Source organism: Bradyrhizobium sp. (assembly GCF_035484855.1).
Classification (GTDB): domain Bacteria; phylum Pseudomonadota; class Alphaproteobacteria; order Rhizobiales; family Xanthobacteraceae; genus Bradyrhizobium.
Window position 1 is genome coordinate 21,031 of sequence record NZ_DATHOP010000159.1, and the last position, 22,487, is coordinate 43,517.

At 63.3% G+C, this 22,487-nt stretch carries 21 protein-coding genes and 1 pseudogene; 14 read left to right on the forward strand and 8 right to left on the reverse strand.

Going from position 1 to position 22,487, the window contains the following annotated elements; all coding sequences use genetic code 11:
- Positions 1–12 precede the first annotated feature (12 nt).
- Together VK804_RS18090 and VK804_RS18095 are read right to left on the reverse strand one after the other, a co-directional pair.
- On the reverse strand, positions 13–780 hold the full coding sequence (locus VK804_RS18090; protein WP_325372719.1) for a methyltransferase: 768 nt from the start codon (positions 778–780) through the stop codon (positions 13–15).
- A 92-nt stretch (positions 781–872) separates the two neighbouring features.
- Positions 873–2,516, reverse strand: a complete 1,644-nt coding sequence (locus tag VK804_RS18095) for a carbamoyltransferase (protein WP_325372756.1) — start codon at positions 2,514–2,516, stop codon at positions 873–875.
- A gap of 1,075 nt (positions 2,517–3,591) precedes the next feature.
- On the opposite strand from VK804_RS18095, the gene VK804_RS18100 reads away from it, so the two are divergent.
- The gene (locus VK804_RS18100; RefSeq protein WP_325372721.1) at positions 3,592–4,572 is read left to right on the forward strand and encodes a tripartite tricarboxylate transporter substrate binding protein; all 981 of its coding nucleotides are present in this window, start codon (positions 3,592–3,594) and stop codon (positions 4,570–4,572) included.
- Between the two features lie 28 nt (positions 4,573–4,600).
- Here VK804_RS18100 and VK804_RS18105 read toward each other — a convergent pair whose 3' ends face one another.
- Both VK804_RS18105 and VK804_RS18110 read right to left on the reverse strand, forming a co-directional pair.
- Positions 4,601–5,056, reverse strand: coding sequence for a YybH family protein (locus VK804_RS18105; RefSeq protein ID WP_325372723.1), 456 nt, complete (start codon positions 5,054–5,056; stop codon positions 4,601–4,603).
- 159 nt (positions 5,057–5,215) lie between these two features.
- Positions 5,216–6,400 carry a cytochrome P450 gene (locus VK804_RS18110; RefSeq protein WP_325372758.1) on the reverse strand — a complete coding sequence of 395 codons (1,185 nt, stop codon included), beginning with the start codon at positions 6,398–6,400 and terminating at the stop codon, positions 5,216–5,218.
- A gap of 233 nt (positions 6,401–6,633) precedes the next feature.
- Here VK804_RS18110 and VK804_RS18115 point away from each other — a divergent pair, with 233 nt between their 5' ends.
- The 8 genes from VK804_RS18115 to soxA all read left to right on the forward strand — a co-directional run bounded on the left by VK804_RS18115 (position 6,634) and on the right by soxA (position 14,577).
- The gene (locus VK804_RS18115) at positions 6,634–7,452 is read left to right on the forward strand and encodes an N-acyl homoserine lactonase family protein (RefSeq protein ID WP_325372725.1); all 819 of its coding nucleotides are present in this window, start codon (positions 6,634–6,636) and stop codon (positions 7,450–7,452) included.
- Positions 7,453–8,560: 1,108 nt separating this feature from the next.
- Complete coding sequence (locus tag VK804_RS18120) at positions 8,561–9,010, forward strand: (2Fe-2S)-binding protein (protein ID WP_325372727.1); 450 nt, start codon at positions 8,561–8,563, stop codon at positions 9,008–9,010.
- A 10-nt stretch (positions 9,011–9,020) separates the two neighbouring features.
- The gene (locus VK804_RS18125) at positions 9,021–11,204 is read left to right on the forward strand and encodes a xanthine dehydrogenase family protein molybdopterin-binding subunit (protein WP_325372729.1); all 2,184 of its coding nucleotides are present in this window, start codon (positions 9,021–9,023) and stop codon (positions 11,202–11,204) included.
- A gap of 54 nt (positions 11,205–11,258) precedes the next feature.
- The gene (locus tag VK804_RS18130; protein ID WP_325372731.1) at positions 11,259–12,536 is read left to right on the forward strand and encodes an NAD(P)/FAD-dependent oxidoreductase; all 1,278 of its coding nucleotides are present in this window, start codon (positions 11,259–11,261) and stop codon (positions 12,534–12,536) included.
- Between the two features lie 37 nt (positions 12,537–12,573).
- Positions 12,574–12,987: a sulfur oxidation c-type cytochrome SoxX gene (soxX, locus tag VK804_RS18135; protein WP_325372733.1), complete on the forward strand. Its 414-nt coding sequence runs from the start codon at positions 12,574–12,576 to the stop codon at positions 12,985–12,987.
- 11 nt (positions 12,988–12,998) lie between these two features.
- Positions 12,999–13,478, forward strand: a complete 480-nt coding sequence (locus tag VK804_RS18140; RefSeq protein ID WP_325372735.1) for a SoxY-related AACIE arm protein — start codon at positions 12,999–13,001, stop codon at positions 13,476–13,478.
- A complete protein-coding gene (soxZ, locus tag VK804_RS18145) occupies positions 13,478–13,798 on the forward strand; it encodes a thiosulfate oxidation carrier complex protein SoxZ (RefSeq protein ID WP_325372737.1) in 321 nt (106 codons plus the stop codon). The genes VK804_RS18140 and soxZ overlap by 1 nt, the downstream gene beginning before the upstream one ends.
- Entirely contained in the window at positions 13,795–14,577 is a 783-nt protein-coding gene (soxA, locus tag VK804_RS18150; protein ID WP_325372739.1) for a sulfur oxidation c-type cytochrome SoxA, read from the forward strand. Before soxZ ends, soxA begins: the two co-directional genes overlap by 4 nt.
- A 2-nt stretch (positions 14,578–14,579) precedes the next feature.
- Here the strand turns inward: soxA and VK804_RS18155 are convergent, their stop codons facing one another.
- On the reverse strand, positions 14,580–15,923 hold the full coding sequence (locus VK804_RS18155) for an MmgE/PrpD family protein (protein ID WP_325372740.1): 1,344 nt from the start codon (positions 15,921–15,923) through the stop codon (positions 14,580–14,582).
- A 165-nt stretch (positions 15,924–16,088) separates the two neighbouring features.
- Between VK804_RS18155 and VK804_RS18160 the strand changes: the two genes are divergently transcribed.
- Together VK804_RS18160 and VK804_RS18165 are read left to right on the forward strand one after the other, a co-directional pair.
- On the forward strand, positions 16,089–17,003 hold the full coding sequence (locus tag VK804_RS18160; RefSeq protein WP_325372742.1) for a tripartite tricarboxylate transporter substrate binding protein: 915 nt from the start codon (positions 16,089–16,091) through the stop codon (positions 17,001–17,003).
- A gap of 90 nt (positions 17,004–17,093) precedes the next feature.
- On the forward strand, positions 17,094–17,573 hold the full coding sequence (locus VK804_RS18165; RefSeq protein ID WP_325372744.1) for a GNAT family N-acetyltransferase: 480 nt from the start codon (positions 17,094–17,096) through the stop codon (positions 17,571–17,573).
- Positions 17,574–17,614: 41 nt separating this feature from the next.
- On the opposite strand, the gene VK804_RS18170 is transcribed toward VK804_RS18165, so the two are convergent.
- The gene (locus tag VK804_RS18170; protein WP_325372746.1) at positions 17,615–18,820 is read right to left on the reverse strand and encodes a BtaA family protein; all 1,206 of its coding nucleotides are present in this window, start codon (positions 18,818–18,820) and stop codon (positions 17,615–17,617) included.
- Positions 18,821–19,021: 201 nt separating this feature from the next.
- On the opposite strand from VK804_RS18170, the gene VK804_RS18175 reads away from it, so the two are divergent.
- The gene (locus VK804_RS18175) at positions 19,022–19,726 is read left to right on the forward strand and encodes a class I SAM-dependent methyltransferase (protein ID WP_325372748.1); all 705 of its coding nucleotides are present in this window, start codon (positions 19,022–19,024) and stop codon (positions 19,724–19,726) included.
- Positions 19,723–20,046 (forward strand): multidrug efflux SMR transporter, encoded by a 324-nt coding sequence (locus VK804_RS18180; RefSeq protein WP_325372750.1) that lies wholly within the window; start codon positions 19,723–19,725, stop codon positions 20,044–20,046. Before VK804_RS18175 ends, VK804_RS18180 begins: the two co-directional genes overlap by 4 nt.
- A gap of 11 nt (positions 20,047–20,057) precedes the next feature.
- Here VK804_RS18180 and VK804_RS18185 read toward each other — a convergent pair whose 3' ends face one another.
- Entirely contained in the window at positions 20,058–21,074 is a 1,017-nt protein-coding gene (locus tag VK804_RS18185; protein ID WP_325372752.1) for a UPF0104 family protein, read from the reverse strand.
- A 200-nt stretch (positions 21,075–21,274) separates the two neighbouring features.
- On the opposite strand from VK804_RS18185, the gene VK804_RS18190 reads away from it, so the two are divergent.
- Positions 21,275–21,496, forward strand: coding sequence for a hypothetical protein (locus VK804_RS18190; protein ID WP_325372754.1), 222 nt, complete (start codon positions 21,275–21,277; stop codon positions 21,494–21,496).
- A 60-nt stretch (positions 21,497–21,556) separates the two neighbouring features.
- Here VK804_RS18190 and VK804_RS18195 read toward each other — a convergent pair.
- Positions 21,557–22,487: pseudogene (locus VK804_RS18195) on the reverse strand (regulator); the annotation flags it as partial.

A 22,487-nucleotide genomic window follows, 5' to 3' on the forward strand; every position in this document is an offset into this window, starting at 1 on the left:
TCACCCGTGCCGTTAGCTATAGCGCTGCCAAAGCAGCTTGTTTTGCAAGGGATCGACCGCGCGCCCGACTCGGGTGATTGCCCACACCGGAGGGACGTCACCCTGTCTCATGATTCCGATATAATAGAACTCGCTGTCCTTGGTGAGCGTTGGGGAGTGACCATCCAGAAAAACGATCTCAAGCCCGAAATTCCCGATCATTGCCCGGAAGCTTTCGATCGTCGATCCCTTGTTGTTTTCCTGCAATATGATGACGCCGTCCTTTGCCAGAAAATTACCAATGGTCGCAAAGAATTCCTGGTGAATGCGCCAATCGGGATCGTGAGCGCGCAAATCCCCTTCGTACTGATCCACAAAATGAGGAGGATTGCTGACGACCAGGTTCCATTTTTCGGAGGCTGGGATGTCCTTGAGATTATCGGATTGAAAGACTGAAGCGCGAGAGCCCAGTCCGTTAACGCTTATGGTGCGTTCGCATGAAGCGACTGCGTCAGGATTGATGTCGGCCAGGCAAAGCGTTTCGCAAAAACCATTACCCAGCAACGAAAAACCGATAAAGCCGGGACCGCAACACCACTCAAAAGCGCGCTGCTGCTTCGGCATATCGCGGGCTGTTAGAAACGGAAGAAAGTCTTGTCCGAATTCCGTCCCGCCCCCGTCAAGTTCGCTGCGGTATTTGATTTCGATTCCGGCATAGCTTACATGCCGTGACGGTCGAAGCCATCGCAAAATTGGCCTGAGATATTCATTTTCGAGGCGTTTCAGAAATCTAGAACCCATCGAGTACCCTTCCATTCATTTCAACTGCTTTCGTGACGGCCTGTGCGAAGACGTGTTGCGGGTTTCCGACCAAATTCGGCCGAGGCGACTGGTCAAGTCAGCCCGATTTTCGACAGGCGGTAGGGGCCAAGGAAAAGCACGTCGAGGCCGGAGCAGAAATAGGTGTGCAGCGCCTCCAGCGGCGAATTCACCATCGGCTGCTCATTGATGTTGAGGCTGGTATTGATCAACATCGGCACCGAACTGGCCTTGGCGAATTCACCGATCAGGCGGCTGTAGAGTGGATTGGTTTTCGGATGCACGCTTTGGATTCGCGCGGTGCCGTCGACATGGACCACCGCCGGGATCTTGTCCTTGACCGCCTCCTTCACGGGAAACGTCACCACCATAAACGGCGCGTCGAAAGTATCCTCGAAATAATCGTCCTGCCGCTCGATCAGTACCGAGGGGCAGAACGGGCGAAACTCTTCCCGGTATTTGATGCTGACGTTGATGCGGTCCTTCATGCCGGCCGATCGCGGATCGGCGATGATCGACCTGTTGCCGAGCGCACGCGGTCCGTATTCCATGCGGCCCTGAAACCAGCCGACCGTTTTCTGCTCGACGAGGTCGCTGACGCAGCGGGTCGCGGGATCCTCGACCACTTCGTAACGCGCCCCGATCTTGTCGAGCGTGTCCCTGATGAAGTCGTTCGAGTATTCCGGTCCCCAATAGGCATGGTCGAGAGACGCGATCTTGTGGCCGGCGTCGGCGCATTTCAGCATCGCGGCGCCGAGCGCTACGCCGGCGTCGTGCGGCACCGGCGGGACGTAGAGCTTGCCAACCGACGGCTCCGCGGCGATCTCCATGTTCATCTTGCAGTTCAGCGCGACGCCGCCGGCGAGGCAGACGTCGTTGCAGCCGGAGGCCGCGATCGCCGCCCGCGTGACGTGGGTGGCGACGATCTCCAGCTGCTTCTGGCCGCTGGCCGCGATGTCCGTGAAGCGCTGATCGAGCGCCTGCCCACGCTGACGCCGGGGCCCAAGCAGATCCTCCAGCTTCTCGGTAAAAATCCGCTCCTGCCGCGTCGAGAAGTCGCTGGTGTAGATCTCCGCGTCCCTCACGCGCTTGTCCAGGGCGCGGTCCAGCTCGTAGCTGATGCCGTCGGGACGCAGGATGGTGCCGAACTGCTCAAGGTAGCGCGGACGCCCATACGACGACAGCCCCATCACCTTGTATTCGTCGTTGGTCATCTGATAGCCGAGATACTGAGTGAGCATCCCGTAATACAGCCCAAGGCTGTTGTGCCTGCCGAAGCGCGTCAGTTCGCGAAACTCGTTGCCCTTGGCATGCGCGACCATTCCCGAACTCGAATCGCCGGAGAAATCGAAACAGATCACCGTCGCCTCAGGCAGGCCCGAGCCGAAAAAACTGCTCGCGGCGTGACAAAGATGGTGATCGTAGAGTTCGATCTTCGGGCTGTGGCCGAATTGATATTTGAAATAGTCCGTCAGGCGCTCGCGATAATTGGCGTAGGTTTTCAGCGGCGAGCAGATCCAGTCGACATCCTGCATGGTGATGCCGGCCTGCTTCAGACAAAAACTGATCGCGCCCCGCGGAAGCTCGCCGCGCGCATGCTTTGCCAGCGTGAAGCGCTCTTCTTCCGCCGCGGCAATCAGCTCTCCGTCGCGCAATAAAACCGCTGCGCCGTCGTGGTGGCCGTGCTTAATTCCTGAGCTGATACCTATCACATACATTTCAGTCATGCCTGCTGATGGAAGCGGGTGAGGCCGGAGGTCTAGTATCGACGGAGCCCCCGTAAAGCGGATCGAGAAGACCTTTGCAATTGGATAACGCCAAGCCGCGGCTCAATAACGCCTGCGCACGCGGAGGGTATTGTCGGCGGCGATTCCGCAGCCCACACGATCCGACCGGGTGACGGAGCTCGGAGCCTCGCCCGCGATACACTCGAGCGAGCCAAATCTCATCATAAGAACCTCTTTTCCCGACCGTCTTCCGATACGGCCAATCGCAGGAGGGACGGCACCTCCCCGCGAGGGTCGTATATTAACAAGCGGCTGTAAATCAAGGCATTTTTGCCCGCCGCGCCACCAATCCGGCCACCCCGAACCGAAACCCGAAAAACCCCGCCGCCCGCGCTACGAGCTATCGCGAAATTGCTTCCGCTATTTTTTGTGGAAGGGTCATGATGATCAATGGGCTTGCAAGCACGGGCGACAGCAGCAACTGAACAACGTTGGCCGACCATCCACCAAAAATGCGACGCGCGCGGCTTGATGCAAAAAGCGTCACATACCCTCGGAGAAATGCCGCGCAAGCGACAGCCGAAACCTCATGGTCTTCATTCGGCGGATACGACGCCTGATGGCTCAATGGCGCGCATAAGCTTCCACAAGGGTCCCGTATTGACCACACGAGTCTATCCGGTCCACTGGCGAAGCACGGGCCTCATCTTGAAAACAGACGCAGCAAGCGCCTCTTTAGAGGCAAGAAAAGCGTTTCCATGGGAAACCTTTTGTCAAGGGCTCCTGCTGTTAGTACTACGCAAAGCAAAAATGCCCCGAGTGCTCCGGCTTGCAGCGATGTTAGTCCCATTCTGCACCAGTACCATTAAAGCCCGAGAGCCAGCAATGCGTATGTGCGTACTTCCAAGGCTTAAGGGATCAAGAGACACTCAGGCGCGATCCGGTGGAACGCGCCCCGTGGCAGCTTCATATACGGTAAGTCGCATTTCGCCGGGATGCTGCTATAGGCGTCTTGTACCGAAGGCGCAGACCTCCGGTTTCGACAATCCTTGATGGAGGAAACGCTGTGCACCCCGGAATCCGGTTCATCAGTTTGATTGCGACGCTCGGCTGGGTTTGCCCGCTGGCGGCACCCGCGACGGCGCAGCCGTTTCCGGCCAAGATGGTCAAGCTCGTCGTCCCCCAGACTCCCGGCGGCGCCACCGACGTGTTTGCACGCAAGATCGGTCAGGCCTTGAGCGAAAAGTGGGGACAGCCGGTCGTGATCGAAAATCGCGCCGGCGCCGGAGGCGTGGTCGGGACCGAGGCCGTCGCGAAATCCGCGCCCGACGGCTACACGTTGCTCGTGACCTATGCGGGCTCGCAAGCCATCAATGCGAGCCTGTATCCCAAAATTCCCTTCGACTCGATCAAGGATTTCCAGACCGTTGCGACGCTCGCCGTCACTCCGTTCATTCTGATCGTTCATCCAGAACTGCCGGCCGACAATCTTGCGGAGTTCATCGCGCTGGCGAAGGCGAGGCCCGGCGCGCTGACCTACGCCTCCTCGGGCAACGGTTCGGTCAACCATCTGCTCGGCGAGATGCTCAAGGATGCGGCCGGAATCAGCATGCTGCACGTTCCCTACCGGGGCGTCGCGCCCGCCATTGCCGACGTCATCGGCGGACAAGTCGACTCGGCGTTCTCTAGCGTCCCATCCGTCATGCCGATGATTCGCGGCGGAAATGTCCGGGCGCTAGCCGTCTCTAGCGCGCGGCGTGTCGCCATCGCGGCGGAAATTCCGACCATTGCCGAATCCGGTTTCCCCGGTTTCGACGTCAATCCCTGGTGGGGAATCCTGGCGCCGAAGGGAACCGACATGGCGATCGCGCGCAAGATCAACGCCGACGTCGCCGACATCCTTCGCAGCCAGGAGATGATCGATTTTCTGGCGACCCAGGGCGCCGAGCCGCTGATCACCTCGCCCGAAGAGTTTTTGGCAATCCTGCAGGCCGACGTGGTGAAATGGGCGAAAGTCGTCAAGGACGCCGGCGTCACCATCAACTGAGGGACTCACCCCATCCTGCGACCTGCTGCTACCCCTTCACCGGGCGGTTGGCATGGCTTGCCTGCGGGACACCGCGATTGAGCGACATGTGGGAATGCACGCAAAGCCAGCCATCGGCATATTTCGAGAACACCATGGTGGCCCGGCCGGGACGCGGAAATAGGCTGCCGTCGGGATGATAGCCCGTGCTGGTCCACGGCGCGATCACGATCGCCATCCTGCCATCGGGGGACGAAAGAACCATGGTCTGCTCGAGCACGAAACGGAAGTCTGATGTCTTCGGCCAGACATTGTCCCATTGTGTCGCGACCCATTGATCCAGCCCCGGGATGACATCGTTGTGGGTTCCGAAGGCCAGTACATCGGGATGGAACAGCGGCCTCGCCGAGGCGTAGTCGACCTCGCGGACATGGCCCGCGAAGGTTTCGAGCCATCGGCGGAAGAACTGCGTGATCTCCGCGTCCGCGGTCGGCAAGGGATCCATGGCCTGCTCCGTGTTCGGCCACCGAATGGCAGCGCGTAGCGGGTAGGATGGGTGGAGCGAAGAGGCCGGGCAAGATTTTTCTTGCCCGGCCTCGAAGCGATACCCATCGATCGTAGCGAAGATGATGGGTTTCGCGAAGGGCTCAACCCATCCTACGAGCTATTGCAGGAGAACCGGCAGGTTGAGCGGGCCGCGGAAACCGAATCCGTGCCAGCGCACGCCGGCCGGATCAGGCAAGGTCATGTTCGGGAAGCGCTCGAACAGCATGGGCAGCAGGATGACACCGATGGTTCGCCGCGACAGCTGCGCGCCCGCGCAATGATGCGCCCCGTTGCCGAAGGCCTGGTGAGGGTTGGGCTCGCGCAGCGCGTCAAAATTCTCGCCATCGTCGAACACGTCCTCGTCCCGGTTGGCGGAGGCCTGGATCGTCATCACGGTGTCGCCCTTCGGAATCAAGTGCCCACGAATCTCCGTATCCTCCATGACGAGCCGTGAACTCGCCTGGATCGGCGCGACCCACCGCACGCCTTCCTCGAAGGCGGCGCGCCATTTGCCGCCGGCGCGCACGGCATCACACTGATCCGGATGGGTGAGCAGGCCGAAGAGGATCGTCAGCAGCGCGTCGCGCGGCTCGTTGATGCCGCCGCCGATCGCGATCTTCACGTTCGCGATGATCTGACTTTCCGGAATCGGATCCTTCGCGTTCACCATGAAGGAGAGCGCCGAGGTATCGGGCTCGGCGCGCACGCGTTCGGCGTTGGCGCGGATGCATTTGTCCATCTCCGCATTGGCGATGTCGGACGCCTCAAAGGGTCCCGGCGTCCAGCCAAAGTTCCCGGCACCGTCGATCAGCCTCTGCGACCAGCGCTGCATGTCCGCATCATCAGCGTCCGGAATGCCCACCGCATGCGCCAGGATCCGCGCGGCAATCGGCCCGGCGAGCGCGGGAAACAGATCGACCACCTCGCCGCGCGGCAGCCGGTCGAGATATTCAGCGCCCAGTTTCGCATACAGCGGCGCCCAGTCGGATTCGATCGTCTTCGGCATCAGGGCCGGCATCATCGCCATGCGCTCGGCCCGGTGCTCGTCGTGGTCCTTGCGCATCAGCGTATGCGCGAGAAAGGCGCGCTTCATGGGCGTGTTGGGATCGTCGGCGCTGAATAGAGCCGCGTTGTCCTTGACGTACCTGGTGTCGGCAGCCTTGGTGAGGAAGGTGCGGCCCACGGATTTGACCCGCAACACCGGCGCTTCGCGTCGCAGGCGCCGGTAGATCGGATAGGGATCTCGCGTCAGCTCCGCGATCGTGATGGTCTCGTCGAGGGGAGCCAAGCCTGCGGCCGGCATGGGGTGATCCTGTTGCAGCGCGCCAGTATGCGCCGGGGCCTGAGCATAGTGGCGGGCGCAAAACCGCGCAACGCCGGCATCCGTCGAGTGCCCCCGAACAGCCATTCCTTCACCCGACACATGCGTGTATCCTGCGCGCGCTATCCATCGCCGGGCCAAGGTGCCGAACGGCTTGAACGCCACGCCGGGCAAGAGGGCCGCGCTTCAACTCCGAAAAATCAAGGGAAGAAACAATGAATCGAACACTGACCATACTCGCCTTCGGCGCCAGCCTGTTCGCCGGCCTGGCGACATCGGCGCAAGCGGCACCCGACGTATCGCTGGCGCGGCTCGATTGCGGCACCCCGCCGCCGCCCACGGCCGTCAACGAGCGCTTTTCGGATACCTTTGCCTATGGCGAGCTGAAGATCCAGTTTGTCTTCAGTTGCTATCTCATCAAGCATGGCGACGAATACATGTTGTGGGATACCGGACACGCCATGACGATGCCCAACGTGGCGCCGAAGGTGAGCCTGGTCGACCAGTTGGCAAAGATCGACGTCAAGCCTGACCAGATCAAATATGTCGGCATCAGCCATTATCACGCCGATCATACCGGCCAGATCGACTCGTTTCCGAAGGCAACGCTGCTGATCGGCGCCAAGGAATGGGAAGCGATCACGGCGCCTAAGCCCGCTCAGGGCGTGAACTTCAAGCCATTCGAAAGCTGGATCAGGGGCGACAGCAAGGTCGAACCGCAGCCCACCGACAAGGACGTGTTCGGGGATGGCACGGTGATCGTGCTGCGCACGCCCGGCCACACCCCGGGCCATCAGAGCCTGCTCGTCAAGCTGGCGCAGATGGGGCCTGTCATCATTACCGGCGATGCCGTCCACTTCCGCGAGAACTACGATTCGGACGGTGTGCCGTGGTTCAACTACGATCGCGCCCAAACGGTAGCCTCGATCGAGCGTCTCAAGAAAATGGCATCGAACCTGAAGGCAACCGTCGTCATCCAGCACGATGCGCGCGACATCGATAAATTGCCGGCACTTCCCGCGTTCGCGAAGTAGGTTGCGGCATTCTTCTCCCCTCCCCCCGCGAGCGAAGCGAGTGGTGGGGAGGGAGCCTGCCCCGGACTTGATCCGGGGTCGGGGGTGGGGGGTGGCGCGGCGCGCGTAAGTCATGGAGAGTCCCTCCGCAGCGTAGCGAGACGGAAATCGCGTCATCTCAAATCAACGCCGTCGCGCTCCGTCCGCCCCCCGCTCAAGCCAATGCCACGTTGACGGTCTCTTCGAAGATTTTCACGCCATCGCCCTCGCGCACCAGCAGCGCCGAATAGTAGCCGCGCGGCCGCCGGCCATCGCCAAGCTTGGCGCGTCATTCGCCGGCGTTGAAAACCATGCCGACGGGCAAATCACCCTTGTTCGCCCTGGACTGTCCGCCCCCTGCTGTCAAGGCCTTGTCGCAAAAAGATTCTGCTTTACCGAATATTCGGATTATCCTATGTTCGTCACCGTCCCGCCCCACCAAAAGGGGCGTATCATGATCGTCGCGAACGCGGGGCGGGATGCGGTGGACGCCGAGGGTGCCTTTGACGAATGGCGCCGGAAGCGGACGGCAAAGACGTGTGGGCCTGGCACCCCGACGCTGGTGTCAAGTTCGCGTTAAGGCACGCGGATGACGGTGGCCAACAAGCCCGGAGCACCGGGGCGAGCACGTAGCAGCCGTAAAACCATTGCGTGGGGAATGCCGGGTGATCCCGGTGTGACCTGCTAACGTGTGTGCGCTCTACCCACTACCATTGCACACACGGCTATCGGGCGCATCGGCCGCCCGGCATTCCCTGCGCCCTTCGTTTGCAGAGGGCGGGAAATAAACGAATACCTCGCGCGACGCTCGCGGCGAGATCGCGAACGTATGTCTCACCGTCATTGCGAGCGTAAGCGAAGCAATTTTTTCCGCTTGTTGCCCTATGGATTGCTTCGCTTACGCTCGCAATGACGGCCTCGCCTGTCATCGATCGAGATCCGGAACCGCCACACACCCCCCGGCAACTCACTTATTCCGGCCCGCAATCGAGGATTCTTGATTTTTTCTTGATTTGAACCGATTCGATTTCCGGTCCAACATCGCCTTCAAGGTCCTCTCGATGGATTGGACCAGCATAAGGGGAACGCGATGGCAAACCTCACGATCAATGGCAAGACTTTCGACGTCGACGTCGAGCCGGATACGCCGCTGCTTTGGGCGATCCGGGAAAATATCGGGCTGACGGGGACCAAATACGGTTGCGGCATTGCACAATGCGGCGCCTGCACCGTTCATATCGACGGCGTGGCGACGCGCTCCTGCAGCGTACCGGTCAGCGACGCCGCCGGCAAGCAGATCACCACCATCGAGGGGCTGGCGCCCGAGAACGCGCCGCACAAGGTGCAGCTGGCCTGGATTGCCAACGACGTGCCGCAATGCGGCTATTGCCAGAGCGGCATGATCATGGCGGTCGCCGCACTGCTGAAGGACAAGCCAAAGCCGACCGATCAGGATATCGACGACGCCATCACCAATATCTGCCGCTGCGGCACCTTCCAGCAGGTGCGCGAGGCGATCCACGCCGCCGCGAACGCTTGAGGAGATGGCCATGAACCAGATGCCCTCCCTCAATCGCCGCCATTTCGTCATCGGCACCGCCGCCGTTGGCGCGGGCCTTGCGCTCGGCCTCGACCTTCCCTTCGGCGGCCCCGCCACGGCGCGCGCCGCCGACGGCTCGCCCGAGGTCAACGCCTGGGTCGTGATCCGGCCCGACGACACCGTCGTCATCCGGGTCGCCCGCTCCGAAATGGGCCAGGGCACGCTCACTGGCCTTGCGCAACTGGTCGCCGAAGAACTCGAATGCGACTGGTCGAAAGTCACCACCGAATTCCCGACGCCGGGCCAGAGCGTCGCGCGCAAGCGCGTCTGGGGCGATTTCTCGACCGGCGGCAGCCGCGGCATCCGCACCTCGCAGGACTACGTCCGCAAGGGCGGTGCCATCGCGCGGGTGATGCTGATCGAAGCCGCGGCCAATGACTGGAAGGTGCCGGCCTCGGAATGCGTTGCCGCCAACAGCGTCATCACCCATACGCCGTCGGGACGCACCACGACCTACGGCAAGGTGGCCGAAGCCGCCGCGAAGCTCACGCCACCGGCGGACGTCAAGTTGAAGGATCCGAAGGACTGGAAACTCATCGGTAAACCCGTCAAGCGGCTCGACACGGTGGACAAGACCAACGGCAAGCTGACCTACGGCATCGACGTCAAGCTGCCGGGCATGCTCAACGCCGCGATCAAGGCCTGCCCTGTGTTCGGCGGCAAGCTCAAAAGCTACGACGAGGCCAAAATATCCGGCATGAAGGGCGTCAAGAAGGTGGTCAAGGTCGGCGACAACGCGGTCGCCGTCGTCGCCGACACCTGGTGGCACGCCAAGAGCGCGCTCGATGCCTTGCCGATCGTCTGGGACGAAGGCGAGAACGCCAAGGTTTCGAGCGCATCGATCGCGAAATGGCTCGATGAAGGCCTCGACGATTCGCAAACCGCCTTCGTCGGCAACCAGAGCGGCGATGCCAAGGCCGCGATCGCGGGCGCGGCGAAGAAAATCGAGGCGGTCTACAACTATCCGTACCAGAACCACGCCACGCTGGAGCCGCTCAACGCCACCGCGCTCTATACCGAGGATAAATGCGAGGTCTGGTGCGGAACGCAAAACGGTGAAGCCGCGTTCGCCGCAGTGCTGGAAGTGTCCGGACTTTCGGCCGACAAGTGCGACGTGCACAAGCATATCGTCGGCGGCGGATTCGGCCGCCGCGGCCAGACCGACTATGTCCGGCAGGCGGTCGCGATCGCCAAGCAGATGCCGGGCACACCGATCAAGCTGTTGTGGTCGCGCGAAGAGGACATGCAGCACGGCACCTATCATCCGGTCACGCACTGCAGACTGGTCGGCGCCTTCGATGCCGACAACAACCTGACGGCGCTGCAGCTGCGACTGTCCGGGCAATCCATCCAGTTCAGCCTGCGTCCGGCTTCGCTGGTCAACGGCATGGACCCGGGCGCCTTCACCGGCCTGAACGCTTCCGGCGAAGCCGCGATCGGCTATTCCATCCCCAATCTCCTGATCCAGCATTCGATGCGCAATCCCCACGTGCCGCCGGGCTTCTGGCGCGGCGTCAACATCAATCACACGGCGCTCTATCTCGAATGCTTCATGGACGAACTGGCGCATGCGGCGGGACAGGACCCGCTCGAGTTCCGCCGCAAGCTGATGGCGAAACATCCGAAGAACCTCGCCGTGCTCAACGCCGTCGCCGAAAAAATCGGCTGGGGCCAGCCGGCGCCGCAAGGCATCTTCCGCGGCCTTGCCCATTATGCGGCTTACAACAGCTTCGTCGCGGGAGCGGCCGAAATCTCGGTCAGCGACGGCAACAAGATCAAGGTGCATCGCCTGGTCGGCGCGATCGATCCCGGCTATGCCGTCAACCCGGCGCAGATCGAACGGCAGACCGCGGGCTCCTTCGTCTACGGCCTGACGGGGCTCGTCTATGGCGGATGCACCGTCAAGGACGGCTACATCGAAGAGACCAATTTCGACACCTACAATTCGATGCGGATCGCCGAGATGCCGAAGGTGGAGACGATCGTGATGCCGAGCAACAGCGGCGTCTGGGGCGGCGTCGGCGAGCCGACGATCTGCGTCGCGGCGCCGGCGGTGCTCAACGCCTATTTCGCGGCGACGGGAAAGCGCATCCGCTCGGTGCCGCTGCGGGACCAGAACATCAGCTTCGCCTGACATACTCACGGCGGCGGCCTTCGGGCCGCCGCTCCATTAGCGGAAAAAATTCCGATGAACGCGCTGCGCCTGATGACGCGGAGAAACGTCGCTGGCGGGATCGCGGCGGTGACGGCGTCGCTGGCGCTCGCCTCGCCTTCGCTGGCGCAATCCGCCGCCCGCATTGTGGTGATCGGCGGCGGCTTTGGCGGCGCCAGCTGCGCCCGCGCGTTGCGGCGGCTCGATACAAAACCGCAGGTGACGCTGGTTGAGCAGAGCAAGACCTTCGTCGCCTGCCCGTTCAGCAACGAGGTGATCGCGGGCCTGCGCGAGATCGAGGCGCAGCAGTTCGGCTACGACAAGATCGCGGCCGAGGGCGTCACGGTCATTGTGCAGGCCGCGACGAAGATCGATCCGAAGGCGCGGACGGTCGGCCTCGCCGACGGTACCTCGCTCGGCTACGACCGCCTGGTGCTTGCGCCCGGCATCGACCTGCGCTTCGACGCGCTGCCGGGTTACGACGAAGCGGCCGCGGCAAAAATGCCGCATGCCTGGAAGGCGGGCGAGCAGACGATGCGCTTGCGAAGACAGCTCGAAGCCATGGACGACGGCGGGCTGGTTGTGCTCGCGGTGCCGGCGGGCCCCTCGCGCTGTCCACCGGGGCCATACGAGCGCGCCAGCCTGATCGCGCATTACCTGAAGACGAAAAAGCCGCGCTCGAAAATCCTGATTCTCGACGCCAAGGACGCGTTTCCGCAGCAGCGTCTGTTCGAGAATGCCTGGAAAGAACTCTATCCCGGCATGATCGAACGGGTGTCGCTGTCGCAGGGCGGCCGGGTCACGTCGGTCGATCCCTCGATCAACACCATCGTCACCGATTTCGGCAACTACGCCGCAGCAGTCGCCAACGTGATCCCGCCGCAAAAGGCCGGCCGCATCGCCGATGTCGCTGGAGCGGTCGACAACACCGGTTGGTGCCCGATCGATCCCGTGAGCTTTGCCTCGAAGCTGGTGCCGAATATCCACATCATTGGCGACGCCTGTTTCGGCGGCACCATCCCGAAATCCGCATCCGCCGCGAACGCGCAAGGCAAGGCCTGCGCCGAAGCGGTGGCGAACCTGATCGCGGACAAGCCACCGGCGAACCCGAAGCTTGCCGGTGCCTGCTACAACACGATCGCGCCCGGCTACGCGTTCTCGCAAGTGGGCATCTATCAGGCCCGCGACGGCCTGTTCGCCGAGAGCGAGGCGGTCGCCACAAGCCCCGTCGATGCGCCGCGCGAGTTGCGCGCGCGCGAAGCCAGCGATGCACAAAACTGGTACGAGACGATCACGGTGGATGCCTTTGGCTAGGTCAGCGATCATTCTTGCAGCCGCGTGGCTAGCGGCCATGGCATTCACTCTGCCCTGCGCCGCGGACCAGCAGGGATTGCGGGATTATGCCGTCGTCGGCGACGCGATCCCGACATCGCTGACGGGCATGCCGGGCGACGCGACGCGCGGACGCGCGCTGGTGCTGGAGCGCAGTTCGACCTGCATCCTCTGCCACTCCGGGCCATTTCCCGAAACGAAGTTTCAGGGTGACCTGGCGCCGAGCCTCAAGGGTGCGGGCAGCCGCTGGTCCGAAGGCCAGCTTCGGCTGCGGCTGGTCGACGCATCGCGCCTCAATCCCACGACCATCATGCCATCCTATTATCGCGTCGAGGGGCTGGTGCGCGTAAGCCAGGCCTGGCGCGGCAAGCCGATCCTGTCGGCGGAACAGATCGAGGATATCGTGGCTTATCTCGCAAGTTTGCGCGAATAGGAAAGGCACAGATGCGCGAACCGGACCGATCCACCCGTCGCCAATTCCTCGGCCTCGCCGGCGGCGCAGCCGTGGCCGGCGCCGTGCCGATCGTGACGCTGCGGCCGGCGCAGGCAACGCCTGCGACGCTTGCCACCGCCATCCGCAACATCGTCGGTACGGCTCCGGTGCGGACCGGCAAGGTCAAGCTCGACATTCCGCCGCTGGTCGAAAACGGCAACACCGTGCCGATGACCGTCAGCGTCGAAAGCCCGATGAAGTCGGATGACTACGTCAAGAGCATCCATGTCTTCAACGAGAAGAATCCGCAACCGAACATCGGCAATTTCTATCTCGGCCCCCGCGCCGGCCGCGCGCAGATTGCGACCCGCATCCGCCTTGCCGACAGCCAGAAGATCACGGCCATCGCGCAGCTTTCCGACGGCTCGTTCTGGTCGGCCACCGCCGACGTGGTGGTGACGCTGGCGGCCTGCACCGACGAGGTGCTGTGATGGCGTCCGCCCTGGTCAACGTCCCGAAGCGCGCGAAACCCGGCGAGATCATCGAGATCAAGACGCTGATGTCGCATATCATGGAGACCGGCTATCGCCGCACCGCCGAGGGCGAGATCGTCCCGCGCGACATCATCACGAGTTTTAGTTGCCGCTACAACGGCGCCGAAATCTTCCGTGCCGACCTGTTTCCGGCGATCGCGGCGAACCCGTTCATCAGCTTCTTCACGGTCGCGACCGAAAGCGGCAAGTTCGATTTCGAGTGGATCGGCGACAACGGTTTTGGCACGACCGCCTCCGCTTCAATTACGGTCGAATGAAATCCACATGCACGATAGTCGCAGTACTGCTGCTGATCGCGGCCGTCTCCCCGCTTCCGGCGAGCGAAATCCCGCAAGCCGAGCGGCGAAGTGGCTTCAGCTTCATGGCGCCGGAAACGCAGGCGATGCAGAATGACGACACCGCCAATCCCGGCATGCTGTGGGTGCTCGACGGCGAGCAGCTGTGGAAGGCCAGGAACGGCGCCGCCGGCAGGGCCTGTGCCGATTGCCACGGCGATGCGCGTGAGAGCATGAAGGGTGTTGCGGCCCGTTATCCGGCCTTCGACAAGGCGCTCGGCCGGCCCGTCAATCTGGAGCAGCGCATCAACATGTGCCGCGCGACGCATCAGCAGGCAACGCCGCTGGCCTACGAAAGCCGGGAGCTGTTGGCGCTGACGGCCTTCGTCGCACGGCAGTCACGCGGTCTCGCCATCAAGACCGGTGCCGATCCGGCGCTTGCGCCGTTCGTCGCCCAAGGACGCGACCTGTTCATGCAACGGCAAGGCCAGCTCAATCTCAGCTGCGCCAATTGCCACGACGACAATTGGGACAAGCGCCTTGCCGGATCCGCCATCACCCAAGCGCATCCGACCGGCTACCCGATTTACCGGCTGGAATGGCAATCGCTCGGCTCGCTGCAGCACCGGCTGCGCGGCTGCATCGCGGGCATCCGCGCGCAGCCTTACGACTACGGCGCGCCGGAGCTGGTCGAACTCGAACTCTACCTGATGTCGCGCGCGAAGGGCATGCCGATGGAAGCCCCGGCGGTGCGGCCGTGAAGCTAGCGCGGTACCGCCAACGACATGAGTGCGGGAACATCCGCGTCCCTGTCGAGCGCCCAGACCGCAGAGATCAGCGACGTGGCATCGAACCCCGCATCCCAGGCGGCGGCGGACGTTCGCAGCTTCTCCTCAAGCCCCGTGTCATCAAGCGGATTGACGTCGCTGCCGCGCGCCGCCGCCTGCGAAAGTCGGTGGACCTTGCCGTCGGCTGTGGTGATCTCGACTGCTGCTGCGATGGTGGAGAAAGCCTCGTCGCGCTCGACTGTAACCTTGCCGCGCAGCGCCCGCACCTTGGGATCGTTGACGCTGGCGTCGGTGAACTCCTCGATACCGGCCTTGCCCGTCACGAGCGCCGCGGCAACCGCGTGCTGCACGCTGACCTGCGACTCGCGGCCGGTGGAGATATCCGGCCGGTCGGTGCGGACCGCGAGCAGCGGATTGCCGCGCACCACGGTGCGCGCCACCTCGGCGGCCGGATGATCGCGCCGCCAGTCCAGCACGCAATCCAGCACGGGATGAATCACGAAGCCACAAGGATACGGCTTGTACGACGTCGCCATGATCTCCCAGCTTTCGCCGAGTCCGTCGGTGACCAGCGACAGATCGGGAGCCTCCGCCAATGCATTGTAAAATCCCTGCCGGCCTGCGAGCGGTTCCGGCGGCCCGTCAAACCCCTTTTCCGCCAGCAGCGCCGACCACAACCCGTTGCGCGCGGCGTTGCCGACGCTCAGACTCTTCGCCGGCGTGCCCAGGCATTCGCACAGGCCGGCGGATTGCGTGGCCGCATTGCCGAGCGCCCAGACCATCTGGCGCTCGTCGAGCGCGGCGAGCTTGCCGGCGCCGGCCGCCGCACCGAACACGCCGCAGGTCGAGGTGATGTGCCAGCCGCGGTTGTAGTGGCTCGGCGAAATCGCCAGTCCAATGCGGGCCTGGATTTCGTTGCCGAGGATGAAGGCCAGCAGCAATTCATGCCCGCTCAGCCGTCGCCATTCGGCGAGCGCCAACACGGCAGGCGCCACCGGCGCGGTCGGATGGATCACGGTCCGCAGATGGGTGTCGCAGTAATCATGGACATTGGCGGAGGCCGCGTTGAGGAATGCCGCACTCAGCACGTCGACGCGCTCGGGCCGCCCGACCACGGTCGCCTGCCTGCTGTCCGTGAATTCGGAAAGCGAGCGCAGCGCGATCTCGACCGGCGAGGTGCGGCAACCCGCCAGCGCGACCGCAAAAAAATTCATCAGGGAACGCCTGGCCTGATGCCGCACCGGCGCTGGAATGTCCTCCCATCGCGTGCTGACGATGAAGCGCGCGAGGCTCTCGGTAACATCGGATTTATGCAGCATGGTTTCCCCTCAAGACTTGCCCGCGAGCATCCGCTGCGGCGTGCCAAAGCACAAGGCGCGCCTGACGTAGACGAGCCACGAAAATTTGCCCTATGCTGCGACCGGCAAGAACAAGACCCGCCGCCCGCACGCGCCGGAACGAGACAATCTGGGGAGGCCAGTGCGATGCGCATCCATTCGAGGCTGCTCGCGTTGGCCGTTGCGCTGGCGAGCGCGGGCGCCGCGCGCGCCGACGACTATCCGTCGCATCCGATCCGGCTGGTGGTGCCCTATGCCGCCGGCGGCGGTGCCGATTCGGTCGCGCGCGTCATCGCCAAGCGCGTTGGCGAGACCATCGGGCAACCAATCGTGATCGAGAATCGCGGCGGCGCAGGTTCGATCATCGGCACTGAGCTCGTCAACAAATCCGCGCCCGACGGCTATACGCTGCTGATGGGACAATCCGGGCCGATTTCGATCAACCCGGCAGTCTACAAGAGCCTGCCCTACGACCCGCTGAAGGATTTTGCGCCTGTTACCATGACCACGTCCTATCCCTACATCATGGTGGTCAGTCCCGCGCTCGCCGTCAAAACCGTCGGCGAGTTCGTCGCGCTCGCCAAAAGCAAGCCCGGCGAATTGAACTATGGCACGACAGGCGTCGGCGCCGCCAATCACCTCGTCACCGAGTTGTTCGACTTCAGGGCCGGCATCCGGATGACGCATATTCCCTATCGCGGCACCGCGCTCGCGGTGACTGACCTGCTCGCCGGCCATGTGCAGGTGGTGTTCTCCGATCCGATCTCGGCGCTGCAGCACATCCACGCCGGCACCTTGGTGGCGCTGGCGGTGACCAGCAAGGAGCGCTCGCCGGTTGCGCCCGATGTGCCGACGATTGCCGAGAGCGGCTATCCCGGCTTCGACGCCATCGCCTGGCACGGCATCCTGGCGCCCGCCGGCACGCCGCCCGCAATCATCAGCAAGCTCAATGCCGAGATCGTGGCGGCGCTGAAGGACCCGGAAACCAGGGAGTTGCTGGAGCAGCAGGCAATGCAGACCGTCGGCAGTTCGCCCGAAGCGTTTGCAAGTTTTATCCGGTAGGACATCGCGATCTGGAAGCAAGTCGCCGAGCAGGCCAAGGTCGAGGTGAAGTAGCGGGTGGCAGCGGAATCGGGACATTCGGCAAGAGAAATGATCGCTGAGACAGGACTGAAAATTGCCCTTGAAGATCCATCGCAGCCGGAGATCATGATGCTCCTGCGCGACGGAGAGCAGCATTCGGCGAGCCTCTACCCGGTCGAGAGCAATCATCACATGCCGCTGAGTGCGCTGCAGGCGTCGAACGTTCGTTTCCTGGTAGTCCGTGATGCAAACGGCCGCGCGGTTGGAACCGGCGCGCTCGCGCTTGACGGAGTTTCCGCGGAACTAAAGCGGATGTGGGTCATCCCGGCCGCACGCGGTCAGGGCATATCCAGGATCATCCTGGCAGCACTCGAAGCGCATGCGCGCGACGAGGGGGTGCACGCGCTCAGGCTGGAAACCGGGGTGCAGAATCATGCGGCGCTTGGTCTCTACGCGCGAGCCGGCTTCAGGCTGCGCGATCCGTTCGGCGACTACCGGGCAGACCCGCTCAGCGTCTTCATGCAGAAAGACCTCACTGACAATCCTTGAATGACTGCCGACGAAGCTCGAGTCATGGGCAACCACTCCGATCACCGCCGGACGTAGCAGTGAAAGCCGCCGTAAATTCCCGACCGATCCTGCTCGAATCCGATCGCGCTGCGTTCCTCGTCGCGACGCCAGATTTCCTGCAAGGGGGCAAGCTCCGGACTCTCCAGCGGCGACCGCGCGCCTGCGGTGCGGAAGATCACGGCAACCTGGTCGGTGCCGGTGCGATCGATGGCGTTCCAGAGTGCGGCGATCTCCTCACGCGCCATCCAGTCCTGCGAATCCAAGAGCACCACGGCATCGACCTCGCGCGCCGGAAGGCCTTCGAGGAACGTCCGCAGGTTGGCGTGCACCGGAATGATCAAGCCGGCGCCGTCGCGCATCCGCTCATGCTGGCGGCGCTGCAAATAGGGCGGCAGACAAGTGTCGCCGGGACCGGGGTAACTGCGATGCAGCGCCTGCCAGGCGAAATAGTTGGTGTCGTTGGGATGTCCATTGATCAGGCGCAACAGCCGCTCGTGCAGCACTTCGTTGAGCGGAGCATCCGCGCCCAGCAGCGCCCGCTGCTGCGGCGGGATACCCAGGCTGAACAGCAACGCCGGCGTTCCCGTCAACAGCCGCGCCAGCGGCGAATGAAACAGCCAATGCAGCCGATCCAGCGCCTGCAGCCGCTCGGGAGCGTCGGATTTGCCGTTCAGCAACGCCGCCAGATCGATCCCGGCGACCTTCGCCACGAGATGCGCGAGTCCGATGAAGCGGCCGAGCATGCCGTGACGATAGAATCCGTCGGTGAAATAGGCATGCCGCGGCCGGCCGATGATATTGCGCTTGTCCCAATAGGCGCGCGCCTCGGCGTCGAGCACCGGCCACAGCCGCTCGCGATAAAGTCCGGTGTTGGCGCGCGAGGCCGCCTCGCCGAAGAACTGCCAGAATTCGGCATAGCTGCGAAAAGCCCGAAGCCCGGCAAGCTTGAGCTTGAGCAGCGAGAGGTGCGCCTCGTTGAGGTCGACGGCGTAGACCTGGGCCGGTTGCGCGGTGAGATAGGACAGCGCGTTGCATCCGCCGGAGGAAATGGTGACGATGGTCGATCCCAAGGGCAATTGCAGCGCGGCAAGGTCGGCTTCCGGATCTTCCCAGATCTGGGTGTAGACCAGTCGGCGAAACCACAACGCGAAGAGCCTGTCCCACACCGTCGCCTCGGTCGCGCCACGGGAGTTGCGGACCGCGTCCGCGATCAATTGCGTGTTCATCCATTCCTCGAATCAGCAATTCGATCAGGCTATCGCCCGCTCACTGCAGTTTTGCGACACGCGAAGCGAACGATAACAGCGTGAGCAACTGCGCGTTCGCCCATCTTTCGCCGCGATCGGCGAAGCGACGGCCGCTGTCATACCTTTGTCGCGCGAACATCCGAAGGAAGTCGGCGACATCTTCGATTCCGAGGTGCACGAATGTCTGCCACTTCGCCCGATATCGGCGCAGAGGCCGCTTGGCCGACCGCGGCCACCGGCCGCATGAACCGGATGTATCGCTGGCAGCGCCACATCTACGACCTCACAAGGCGATACTACCTGCTCGGCCGCGACCGGCTGATTGTCCGCCTCGAGCCCGCAGCCGGCGCGACCGTGCTGGAGATCGGCTGTGGAACCGGCAGGAACCTTGTGCACGCCGCCATGCTTTTTCCCGAAGCGCAATTCTTCGGCATCGATGTCTCGACCGAAATGCTGGCGTCCGCGTCACAGGCCATTTTGTGCCGCGGCATGACGGATCGCATCCGCATCTCGCATGGCGACGGCACGGCGTTCGACCCGCAGGCGCTGTTCGGCGTTGCCGCCTTCGATCGCATCATGATTTCCTACAGCCTCTCGATGATCCCGGACTGGCGCCGCGCCATCGAGGCGGCGACGCAGCGGCTGGCGCCCGGCGGCCGCCTCCACATCGTGGACTTCGGCAATCAGGAGCGGATGCCTGATCTGGCGCGTGCGGCCCTGTTGCGGTGGCTTGCGCTGTTCGACGTCACGCCGCGCGACGATCTCGCCTGCGAATTGTCGGCGATGGCCAGCGGCACCGGGGCCGATCTGAACTTCGAACGCCCGTATTTGGGTTATGCGCAATATGCGGTGCTGAGGCTGCCACTGGGGCCAAAGGCGCCGTGAGCGGTTGGCTGGCACTTCTCGGAGCGGGCCTGCTCGAAATCGCGTGGGCATTCGGCCTGAAATATTCCGACGGCCTGACCCGGTTCTGGCCGACAGCCGCAACCGCGCTTGCGATCGCGCTCAGCTTCGGCCTAATGGCGGTGGCGCTGAAGTCGCTGCCGTTCGGCACGGCCTATGTGGTGTGGACCGGGATCGGTGCGGTCGGCAGCATCCTGGTCGGAATCCTGGTCTACAGCGAGCCGGCCGACCCGGTCCGCATCATCTGCCTGACGTTGATTGTGGCCGGGATGGTCGGGCTCAAGCTCAACTCGCCGGTGTGAAGCAAACCTTCTCAGGACTGATGTTTGGCGCGAAAGCCGCGCCAGGCTTCGATCGTGCCGAACAAGATAAGCGCGGTCACGAACGGCAGGAAGTGATACAGGAAGCGGAACATCAGGAGCGCCGCGATCAGCGGTTCCTCGTTGTCGCCGCCAAGTCCAAGCAGGATCGCGGCGTCGAACACGCCAAGGCCTGCCGGCGCGTGGCTGGCAAAACCGAGCAACGTGGCGGCGATGAAGACGGTGATCATGCGGAAGATGTCGATATTCATCGCGGACGGGATCAACACATACATCGCCAGCGCCGCGGCGCCGAGGTCCAGGAACCCGATCGCGATCTGCACCAGCACCATCGGCCCCGTCGGAAGCCGGACCGGCCATCGCCTGGTTCCGAGATGTCTGGGCGAAATCCAGCTCCAGGTCACGAAGGCGCCGATTGCAAGCAGCAGGGTCACTGCTACCACCCGATTGAATTGCGGCGGCAGATACTCCATCAGACCGATCGCATCCGGTTCGTAGGACAGGCTGAGCCCGAGCGCCGTCAGGTTGCCAAGCCAGAATGTGAGCCCGGTCAGGAAACAGATATTCGCCACGTCGGCGGCGCCAAGGCCGTTGTAGGAGTAGATCCGGTAGCGGATGATCGGCGAGATCAGCGCGACCGCGCCGATGCCGTGGGCGATCGGATAGCTGGTGAAGCTGGCCAGCGCCGCGATCCGGTAGGGAACTTCCGAGCGGCCGATGGTGCGAAGCGCGAACAGATCGTAAAGGCTCACGCTGGCGTATGAAAGTACCACCAGCGCCATGGCCAGCGCGATCACACCCGTGTTGGTGCGCTCGACGATCGCCCACACTTCGTCGAAATTGACCTTCTTCAGCGCGTGCGTGAGCAGGAAGATCGCCGCGGCCGCTACCGCAAGGCTGACGACGACCCCGAGGCCTCTCAGTCGGACGCTGCTACGGTGCGTCTTGTGCAGCGCATTGATTTCCAGGGCGTTCATCCGTTCGGGCAACGAGATCCAGTGTCGCGCCATGATTCGATGCGATCGATGCGGCTTCTTGGCACGTTGATGTGACAGTCGCGTTACCGGGAGTTCGGAAGACACAGCGAATTCAGGGCGGCGCGACTCAAGAAAACTTGTTCGCCCGAACCAAATCCGGACGCATTGCAGTCGCATGCCGTTCACGCTGTCTCCGTAAGACACGCGCGCAAATTGCTTGGATTCGAGGCACCATGAACGCGGAATTGGATTACGATCTCACGGGCGATCAATGGGAGATGCTCAGAGAGCTCCGCGCGCCCGGATCAATCACGCGCAGCCGCAATCGAGCCGCCCTCGAAGGCCTGATCGCGCTTCAGCTCGCGGAGATTGTCGAGGGCCTTCCGCAGATTACGCCCCGGGGCCGCAGCGTGCTGCTGCGAGGTTCGCCCCGACTGTGGGATGTGGCGGCGTGAGCGAAATTTCGGCGGGTCGGCCCGGCGTCGGCGAGAGAGGCCGACGCCGGTCGTTTCTCCTTATTCGGCGGGCACCGCATGCGGCGGCATCTCATCCGGATGTGCGACATAGTGCACGCCCGCGCCGAGCCTGCCGAGCGCAAACAGTCCGGCCGCCATCACCGCGTAGGCGAGCGCCACGGGGGGAGTGACGCCGAAGCCGCCACCGAAACCGACCGCCTCGCCGTGCATGAAGCCGAAATAGGTCAGCACCGCGCCGGTGAGCGCGAACGCCGAAGCTTTCATGAAATCGCGCTCGATCACGAACACGCCGATGGCGCCCAGGATCAGGCCGGCGAGGATCGAGCCGCCGCCCATCACTTCCAAGCCATGATAGAGCACGCCCTGCTGCGGCAGCGCGGCGATGGCCGCGCTCTTGACCGCGTCGACCTTGTCGGCGGCTAATCCCCCAACAGCTTGCGCCGCGTTGAGGGTCGACCCCAGCATGGTGTCGATCTGCAGCTTGGCCCAGGCCGCCAGATGCGGCGTCAACGCCAGCACGATCGCGGGTGCATGCTTGACCGGCGTGGTCTGGAACGCCTGCGCGCCGATCAGCATGCCGATATAGAGCAGGATCGGCGAGATCGCGACAACCGGCACCAGCGCCAGCAGCACCGAAATGATGCCGAACCATGCCAGCACGATCACCATGATTCCGGTTGCCGCCGAATAGCCGATCCGGCCGCCCATCGCCTTCCATCCGGGATGGCCGATATAAACCGCGTTGATGAAGGGATTTCCCATCAGGCAGCCGATCAGGCTGACGATGCCATCGGCGGTCAGCACGCGCGTGGTCGGATATTCGTCGCCCGCGGCCTCGGCACTTTCGACGTTGTCCATCGCTTCGACGAGATCGTAGATGCCGAACGGAATCGCGGTCACCAGAATGACGCCGAGGAATTCGAATCCCGAGAAGACCTGGCCGAAGGCCGGCAGCGGGACCGAGAAGCCG